General features: G+C 72.7%; 8 protein-coding genes. 4 read left to right on the top strand and 4 right to left on the bottom strand.

Annotation, left to right across the window (positions count from 1 at the left end; translation table 11 throughout):
• The coding region (locus VFW79_RS08365) for an LCP family protein (protein WP_329676853.1) at positions 1–934 on the top strand (934 nt) is incomplete at its 5' end.
• A 433-nt stretch (positions 935–1367) separates the two neighbouring features.
• Positions 1368–2348 (top strand): LCP family protein, encoded by a 981-nt coding sequence (locus tag VFW79_RS08360; RefSeq protein ID WP_329676852.1) that lies wholly within the window; start codon positions 1368–1370, stop codon positions 2346–2348.
• A 3-nt stretch (positions 2349–2351) separates the two neighbouring features.
• On the opposite strand, the gene purE is transcribed toward VFW79_RS08360, so the two are convergent.
• A complete protein-coding gene (purE, locus tag VFW79_RS08355; protein ID WP_329676851.1) occupies positions 2352–2897 on the bottom strand; it encodes a 5-(carboxyamino)imidazole ribonucleotide mutase in 546 nt (181 codons plus the stop codon).
• 107 nt (positions 2898–3004) lie between these two features.
• A complete protein-coding gene (locus VFW79_RS08350) occupies positions 3005–4171 on the bottom strand; it encodes a 5-(carboxyamino)imidazole ribonucleotide synthase (RefSeq protein WP_329676850.1) in 1167 nt (388 codons plus the stop codon).
• Positions 4172–4315: 144 nt separating this feature from the next.
• On the opposite strand from VFW79_RS08350, the gene VFW79_RS08345 reads away from it, so the two are divergent.
• On the top strand, positions 4316–4825 hold the full coding sequence (locus tag VFW79_RS08345) for a GtrA family protein (protein WP_329676849.1): 510 nt from the start codon (positions 4316–4318) through the stop codon (positions 4823–4825).
• A gap of 84 nt (positions 4826–4909) precedes the next feature.
• Here the strand turns inward: VFW79_RS08345 and VFW79_RS08340 are convergent, their stop codons facing one another.
• Together VFW79_RS08340 and VFW79_RS08335 are read right to left on the bottom strand one after the other, a co-directional pair.
• On the bottom strand, positions 4910–6232 hold the full coding sequence (locus VFW79_RS08340) for an ATP-binding protein (RefSeq protein WP_329676848.1): 1323 nt from the start codon (positions 6230–6232) through the stop codon (positions 4910–4912).
• Positions 6233–6236: 4 nt separating this feature from the next.
• Positions 6237–6929: a response regulator transcription factor gene (locus VFW79_RS08335; RefSeq protein WP_329676847.1), complete on the bottom strand. Its 693-nt coding sequence runs from the start codon at positions 6927–6929 to the stop codon at positions 6237–6239.
• Between the two features lie 178 nt (positions 6930–7107).
• Here VFW79_RS08335 and VFW79_RS08330 point away from each other — a divergent pair, with 178 nt between their 5' ends.
• The gene (locus VFW79_RS08330; RefSeq protein WP_414647919.1) at positions 7108–8352 is read left to right on the top strand and encodes a sensor histidine kinase; all 1245 of its coding nucleotides are present in this window, start codon (positions 7108–7110) and stop codon (positions 8350–8352) included.
• Positions 8353–8392 lie beyond the last annotated feature (40 nt).

The raw sequence follows: 8392 nt of genomic DNA, 5'->3' as shown, positions 1-8392 counted from the left end.
CCTGCTGCACATCTCGGCCGACCGGAGCCGCATCGAGGCGGTGTCGATCCCCCGCGACTCGCTCGTCAAGATCCCGAAGTGCGACCGGTCGGACGGGACCTCGTCCAAGGCCCAGACGGGGATGTTCAACTCGGCGTTCTCGATCGGGTCGGAGAGCGGCAAGGTCTCCGACGCGGCGGCGTGCACCATGAAGACGGTCGAGCAGACGACCGGCGTCTTCATCGACCACTACGTCGTGATCGACTTCGCGGGCTTCATCACGATGATCAACGCGCTCGGTGGCGTGCCGATCTGCGTCCCTAACGCCATGGACTCGCCCGACGCCGGGCTGCACGTCTCCGCGGGCTTCCAGACTCTCGACGGCCCGACGGCGCTTGCCTATGCGCGGGCACGCAAGGGCGCAGGCCTCGGTGACGGGTCGGACACCGGCCGGATCATCCGGCAGCAGAAGCTGCTCGCCGCGACGGTCACAGCGGTGCGGTCCAAGAACCTCCTGACCGACATCCCGGAGCTCGTCCGGTTCCTCAACGCCGCGACCAGCTCGATCACTGCCGACCCCGGTCTCGCCTCGATCCCGAGCATGTCCGGTCTGGCGTTCAGCGTGAAGGACACGCGGGACATCCACTTCATGACGATCCCGTTCGCTGCGGCACCCAGCGACCCGAACCGGGTCGTGTGGACCAAGGCGGCAGACGCCATCTGGGCGAACATCGCCAAGGACGTCCCCATGCTGTCGACCGAGACCGCTCCTGCTGCTACCGGTGCAACCACGGGGGCGACGACGGTACCGACCGCGACGACCGCGCCAGGCCCGGCCGTCTCGACGGCGCCGAAGCCCGGCGCGACGACCTCGACAGCGCCCACGCCCGCCGCGACCACGCAGACCGACGGCACCATCACGCCCGACGACGCCGCGCCGGCCGCGTGCTCCTGACGAGGGAGACCTGACGATGCCGTCTGACGACTCCGAGAAGCGGATCGCCGCCTCGCGCGCCCGCGCCGGCGGTCCGGCACGGCCGGTCAGCCCGACCGGCCGGCCGGCAGCACCCGGTTCGCCGCGGCCGGGCGCTCCTGCGGTCCCGCCGAGCTTCGCTCCGGCGGCGGGTCAGTCCCGCCCACCTGCCGCCGACGACGCAGTGCCCGTCGGTCGCCCGACGCGCCCGACTCCCTCCGGCCCGTCGTCGGCTTCGCGGCCGTCGGCGCCCCGCACCACGACACCGGGATGGACCGCCGCGCCGAGCGCCGCGCGGCCCACAACCGCACCTCCGCCGACGCGACGGCCCACCCCCGTCGCCGAACCGACAGGGCTACGGTCAGCGACCTCGAGACCTCCGGCGTCCCGCGCGGCCGCGACACCCGCGCGACCGATGCCCGCCGTCGACGGCGCGGGCCGAACCCGCATCGGGCGCCGACGGGCCATCGTCATCGCCGTCGTCATCGTCCTGGTGCTCCTGCTCGCCTGGCCGATCGGCCTGGCGATCTGGGCGAACGGCAAGCTGACCCACATCGACGCTCTCTCGGGCGCGGCCGGCACCCCTGGCACGACCTACCTGCTGACGGGCTCCGACTCGCGTGGCGACGGTGCCGTGCCCGAGGACGGGACGCTGGGGGCCCGCACGGACACGATCATGGTGCTCCAGGTGCCGTCGAGCGGACCTGTCGCGCTCATCAGCCTCCCGCGTGACACCTACGTCGACGTGCCCGGGCACGGTCCGGCGAAGCTCAACGCGGCGTTCTCGTGGGGTGGCGCGCCGCTGCTGGTGCAGACGGTCGAGAAGCTCACGGGGCTCACGATCGACCACTACGCCGAGGTCGGGTTCGCGGGCCTCGAGAACCTCGTGGACGCCGTCGGCGGCGTGAGCCTGTGCTCCGACCTCACGGTCAACGACCCCGACTCTGGCATGGTGTGGACGCCCGGCTGCCACGAGGTCGGCGGGGTCGACGCGCTCGCGTTCGCGCGCATGCGCAAGGCCGACCCGACGGGTGACATCGGTCGTGCTGAGCGTCAGCAGCAGCTGATCGGAGCGATCACGTCGAAGGTCTCGACGCCCTCGCTGCTGGTCGAGCCCGGTACGCAGATGAGCCTGATCCGCGCGGGGACGGGCTCGCTCGCGGTGAGCAAGGGCTCGGACATCGTCGACCTGGGGCGGATGGCGATCGCGTTCCGCAAGGCCAAGGGGCCGGGCGGGATCACCGGCACGCCGCCGATCTCGAACATGGACTACCGGCCGGGACACAACCTCGGTTCGACGGTCCGCCTCAACCCCGACACGACCCCGGCATTCTTCGAGGCGATCAAGAACGGCACGCTCCCGGCAGGCCCCGTGGGCGGGGCACCGACCGCCTGAGCGTCAGGCGCTGAACCCTGCGGTCCCCCGCCGACCAGACCCGAACTGCGCGCGGAGGCGCTCCCCCTTGGCGTCCGCCTGCGCCCGCAGACCGTCCTGGAACGTGGCCATCGCAGCGGCGAGCCGGCGCGCGTCGTCGTCGGTACCCGACGCGAGGATCCGCACCGCGAGCAGTCCCGCGTTGCGTGCGCCGGCGACCGAGACGGTCGCGACGGGAACCCCGGCGGGCATCTGCACGATCGACAGCAGCGAGTCGAGCCCATCGAGGTAGGCGAGCGGCACAGGCACGCCCACGACCGGGAGCGTCGTAGCGGCCGCGAGCATCCCGGGCAGGTGCGCCGCTCCCCCGGCACCGGCGACGATCACCCGCAGCCCGCGCGCCGCAGCGGTGCGGCCGTAGTCGAGCATCTTCTCGGGCTGGCGGTGCGCGGAGACGACGTCGACCTCGACGGCCACGTCGAACTCCGCCAGGGCATCAGCCGCCGCCTGCATGACCGGCCAGTCGGAGTCCGAGCCCATCACGATGCCGACCAGCGGGTTCACAGCCATGTCCGTCTCCCAGGTGTCGAGAAGTCAAGCGTCGAGATGTCAGCTTCGAGATGTCCAGCGTCGAGATGGCCGGTGCGGGGGGTGACCATCGCCGGTAGTGCGGTCGGTCAGGGTGCCTCGCCACGCAGCAGTGCGGCGGCGGCCCGAGCGCGGTCCCGGACATCGGCGAGGCCGTCGCCCGAGACGTTGACGTGCCCGAGCTTGCGACCCGTCCGCACGCCCTTGCCGTACAGGTGCACCTTGGCGCCGGGATCACGCTGCCCGACGGCGGCGACCGCGTCGGTCGGATCGGCCGGCTCGCTCCCGAGCACGTTGGCCATCACGGTCCAGCGGGCGGTCGGTGTCGTCTCGCCGAGCGGCAGGTCGAGGACCGCGCGCAGGTGCTGCTCGAACTGGCTCGTGACGGAGCCGTCGATCGTCCAGTGCCCGGAGTTGTGCGGACGCATGGCGAGCTCGTTGACCAGCACTCGGGGCGGGGCGCCCGCCACCGCGGCCGGGACCTCGAAGAGCTCGACCGCGAGGACGCCCGTGACGCCGAGCCCGGCGGCGATGGTTCGTGCGACCTCGAGGGCCTCCGCGGCTGTCGCGGGGTCGAGGTCGGGCGCGGGGGCGATGACCTCAGAGCACACCCCGCGCTCCTGCACCGACTCGACGACCGGCCACGCGCGCACCTCACCCGACGGGCTCCGGGCCACGAGCACCGCGAGCTCCCGCGTGAACGGCACCTTCTCCTCCACGATGAGCGCCACGCCGGCGCCGTCGTGGAACGCCTCGAGCCAGTCGCTGACCTCGGTCGCGGCGTGCACGACGCGGACGCCCTTGCCGTCGTACCCGCCACGGATCGTCTTGACGACCGCCGTGCCTCCGACGTCGCGCAGGAACGTCTCGAGCGAGGCCGCGTCCGGGACGGGGGCCCAGCGCGGGCACGGCACACCGAGCTCGGTGAGCCGGGTGCGCATGACCTGCTTGTCCTGGGCGTGCACGAGCGCCGACGGACCCGGGTGGACCTGCACACCGCGGGCGACGAGCCGCTCGAGCAGCACGTTCGGGACGTGCTCGTGCTCGAACGTGAGCACCGCGGCACCCTCGACGAGCGCCTCGATCGCGGCGGCGTCGCTCGCGGCACCGACCGGCGCGTCCACGACGACCTGCGCGGCCGACGACTGCGGGTCCTCGACGAGCACCCGCAGATGCACGTCCAGGGCGGCCGCGGGCGCGGCCATCATGCGGGCGAGCTGCCCACCACCGACCACTGCCACCACGGGTGCTGCCACAGCGCCCGAGCCTAACCGAGAGCACCGGCGGGGCGGTTCCCGGCGGGCTCCGGTGGGAATGTCCGGGGAGGTGCAGGGCCCGAGAATGCGCGGTAGGGACTCTTGACTCAGGAACCGTCCAGGTGTCCGGGCTACCCTGAAGCGATGAGCAACCTCGTAACGCGGTCTCCGCGGCTGGCGGCCGTCCGGGCGCGCGTCGTCGAGCTCTCCCGCTTCCTGGCCGTCGGTGGCGTCTCCTTCGTGGTTGACCTGGGCCTCTTCAACCTGCTCCGGTTCGGTCCCGGCGAGCTGTTGCTCCACAAGCCGCTGACCGCCAAGGTGCTGTCCGTCGCGGCCGCGACCCTCGTGTCGTGGGTCGGCAACCGCCTCTGGACGTTCGCCGACCATCGGACGACGCACCGCGGCCGCGAGCTCCTGCTCTACTCGGTCATCAATCTGCTCGGCGTCGTCATCGGCATCGCGACGCTCGCGTTCTCGCACTACACGCTGGGTCTGCACACACCGCTCGCTGACAACATCTCGACGGTCCTCGGCATCGCGCTCGGCACGATCGTGCGGTACGTCGGCTACAAGCGGTTCGTCTTCATCACGCCGTCGGTCGCTGCGGTGCCCGCGGACCACGAGCGGCTCACTGAGGTCGAAGCACTCGCCTGACGCCTGCGGCGAGCTGCCGCGGGCGACTGTCGTCCGTCGTCGGCACACGGTCCTCCTCGACCGGTCGACCGAGCCCGTCGAGGACTACCGCCACCGTCTCCCGGTCCGCGGCGAGACCACCGACCCCTTGGGCAGCACCACGTCGGGAGCGAGCGACGCGGGTACCCCGGCGAGGAACAGTGCGAACACCGCGGGTCGCCGCTGAGCGAGCTCGAGCCGCCCGCCGTCGGCCGACGCGAGGTCCCGCGCGAGCGCCAGGCCGAGGCCGGTCCCCTTCCCCGACGTGACCTCACGCTCGAAGATGCGCGGAGCGAGGTCGTCAGGGACACCCTCGCCCTCGTCGGCCACCTCGACCACGACCGCACCCGACGCGCTGCCGCGCCGCGACGTGATCGTCGTCGTCCCACCGCCGTGCTTGAGCGAGTTCTCCACGAGGGTCGCAATGACCTGCGCGAGCGCGCCGGGGGTCGCGAGCACCTGGATGCGCGGGTCGACGTCGATGACGAGACGGCGCCCAGCGGTCGCGAACGCCGGCGCCCACTCCTCCTCCTGCTGGTGCAGCACGTCGAGCAGGCGGATGGCCTCGGTCGTGCCGCCGCTCGCCCGTCGCGAACGCATGAGCAGGTCGTCGACGACGGTGACGAGCCGCTCGACCTGTTCGAGGCTGATGCGCGCCTCGTCGCGGACGGCCGGCTGGTCGGACTCGAGCATGATCTCCTCGAGGCGCATGGACAGTGCCGTCAGGGGCGTGCGCAGCTGGTGGGACGCGTCGGCCCCGAACTGCCGCTCGGCGGCGAGGCGTCCGGCGAGGCGGTCGGCGCTGCGGGCGAGCTCGGACGCGACGAGGTCGATCTCCTCGACCCCGGACGCCTGGACCTGCGGCCGGACCTGCCCGGAGCCGAGCTGCTCGGCGGACGCAGCGAGGTAGACGAGCGGCGCGGCAAGCCGGTTGGCCTGCCAGATGGCCATGGCGATCCCTGCGGCGAACGCGACGACGGCGGCCACGACGACGAGGCCGATGACGCGCAGGCTCAGCCAGAACACGTCCCACCAGGACACGTACAGACTGATCTCGGCGCCGCTGCTCGAGGTGGTCCGGACGGACAGGCTCCGGCCGGCCAGGTCGGGTCCGGCCTGGTAGCGACCGCCGTCGGGCGCGAGCACGAACACGTTGGCCTGCAGCGAGCCGTTGCCGCCGACGTACGGCTCGAGCATGCGTTCGGTGAGCGGGATGCTCTCGTCGATCCGGAAGTCGATGGTGCGTGCAAGTGCCTCGGCCCGGGCCTCGAGGCCGCGCATCTCGTTCTCGCGGATCAGCTGGGCACCGAGGAACGCGAGGGGGAACCCCAGGAGCACGACGGCGACCGTGACGGCCGCGATCGTGGCCTGCAGGACGCGGCGCCGCACGGACTCAGCCCCGCTCGCCCGGGCCGATCTCGAACCGGAAGCCCATGCCGCGGACCGTCGTCACGTAGCGGGGTGCATTGGCGTCGTCGCCGAGCTTGCGGCGCAGCCAGGACACGTGCATGTCGAGGGTCTTGGTCGAGCCCGAGGGATCGGAGCCCCAGACCTCGCGCATGAGCGTCTCGCGCGCGACGACGGTGCCGGCCGCGGCGACGAGCACGCGCAGGAGGTCGAACTCCTTGGCGGTCAGGTGCAGCTCGCGCTCGCCCTGGAACGCGCGGTGGGCCGCTACGTCGACCCGGACGTTCTGTGCGTGCAGCTCGTCCTCGTCGGCGGCGTCGCCGGCGGAACGGCGTAGCAACGCGCGGACGCGGGCGAGCAGCTCGGCGAGCCGGAAGGGCTTCGTGACGTAGTCGTCGGCGCCGGCATCCAGACCGACGACGAGGTCGACCTCGTCGGCGCGCGCGGTGAGCACGAGGACGGGCGTCGTCAGACCCATGGCGCGGATGGCGCGGGCCACGTCGAGGCCGTCCATGTCGGGCAGGCCGAGGTCGAGCACGACGATGTCGGCGTCGGACGCCGCATCGATCGCGCCTTGACCGGTGCCTTGCACACGGACGTCATAACCTTCACGTCCGAGAGCGCGAGCCAAAGGCTCGGCAATCGCGGGGTCGTCCTCCGCCAGCAGCACCTGGGTCATCGGCCCATGTTAGGTCACGTGCGGGTCCTAGGAGCGAGTGGACTCGTCAACCGCAGCAATTGGGTGCTCCGCGCCCGCGTCGAAGCGGGGGAATCGGTCCGGGGACTGAGTCCATCCAGGCCGGCCTCCGCCCCCGGGTGCACGACGGCGCGGTGCCCGAGTGCCTACTCTCATGGGCGTGGGCTGGTGGGAGCGTGCGGTCCGGTGGGAGGACACCCACCGGTTCGCGGTCGACTCCGTTGGCACCGCACTGCTCCTGGTCGTGGCCGTCCCGTTCACGACCACCTTCTCGTCGGGCACGCGGTCGGCCGCGACGGCGCTCTTCGCCCTCGCCCTCGTCGCGCCGCTCGCGTGGCGGCGGCAGCTGCCGGCGGCGAGCGTCGCCACCGTGTACGCCGTGGCGCTCGTCCACCTCGCGCGCGGCCACGGCTTCCTGGTGCCCGCCGACCTCGCGGTCCTGCTCGCGCTGTACTCCGTGACGGTGCACGGACCCCGCTGGGCCCACCGGGTCGCGATCGCCGGTGCGGTCGCCGACTCGTTCGTCCTGGCCGTCTCGATGGTCGGACCCCGCGACCAGGGGTCGGTCGGTGGCATCTGGGTGTTCTGCTCGGCCGTCGCCCTCGCCGTGTGGGCGTTCGGCCTCGTCCGGCGCGCCCGCCGGGAGGCCATGGACGCTCTCGTCGACCGCGCCCACCGGCTCGAGGTCGAGCGTGACCAGCAGCACCGGATCGCCACGGCGGCCGAGCGTTCACGGATCGCGCGCGAGATGCACGACATCGTGGCCCACTCCCTCAGCGTGATCATCGCCCAGTCCGACGGGGGCCGGTACGCCGCCGAGGCCGACCCGGGCGCGGCGACGCGCGCGCTCGGCACGATCTCCGAGACCGGCCGGGCCGCGCTCGCCGACATGCGCCGACTGCTCGGCGTGCTGCGCCCCGACCTCGGCGGCGTCGCAGCGGCGACCGGGCGAGCGGGCGGTGCCGTCATCGAGCCGCAGCCCGCCGAGCTGGACGTGGAGTCCCTCGTCGAGCACGTGCGGTCGAGCGGCCTGCGCGTCTCGCTCGTCCGCATGGGCACCCCACGACGCCTTCCGCCGGGCGCCGGGCTGACCGTGTACCGCATCTGCCAGGAGGCGCTCACGAACGTGCTGAAGCATGCGGGGCCGGACCCTGCAGTGACGGTCCTCGTGCACTGGCTCCCGGCCGGCATCACCCTCGAGGTGAGCGACGACGGTCGCGGCGCGGCAGCAGAGTCCGACGGGCAGGGTCAGGGGCTGCTCGGCATGCGCGAGCGCGCTGCGATGTTCGGCGGGACCGTCGCCGTCGGCCCTCGGCCGGGCGGGGGCTTCCGCATCCGGGCGCAGATCCCGCTGCCACCCGCACCGCACGACCCGACAGCGACCGCGTCGTCCCCCTCACAGTGAGCACCGCCGGCCCGATGGGCTCCCCGTCACCGACCTCGAG

It is taken from the genome of Cellulomonas sp., assembly GCF_036279715.1.
Classification (GTDB): domain Bacteria; phylum Actinomycetota; class Actinomycetes; order Actinomycetales; family Cellulomonadaceae; genus Cellulomonas_A.
Note: the sequence above shows the minus strand (reverse complement) of the source record. Positions and strands in the feature narration are given on the sequence as shown.

Bases quoted from the DNA above. Each gene is read 5' to 3' on its own strand.
- VFW79_RS08360 (WP_329676852.1), top strand. From the start codon at position 1,368: ATGCCCGCCGTCGACGGCGCGGGCCGAACCCGCATCGGGCGCCGACGG.
- VFW79_RS08335 (WP_329676847.1), bottom strand. From the start codon at position 6,929: ATGACCCAGGTGCTGCTGGCGGAGGACGACCCCGCGATTGCCGAGCCT.
- purE (WP_329676851.1), bottom strand. From the start codon at position 2,897: ATGGCTGTGAACCCGCTGGTCGGCATCGTGATGGGCTCGGACTCCGAC.
- VFW79_RS08345 (WP_329676849.1), top strand. From the start codon at position 4,316: ATGAGCAACCTCGTAACGCGGTCTCCGCGGCTGGCGGCCGTCCGGGCG.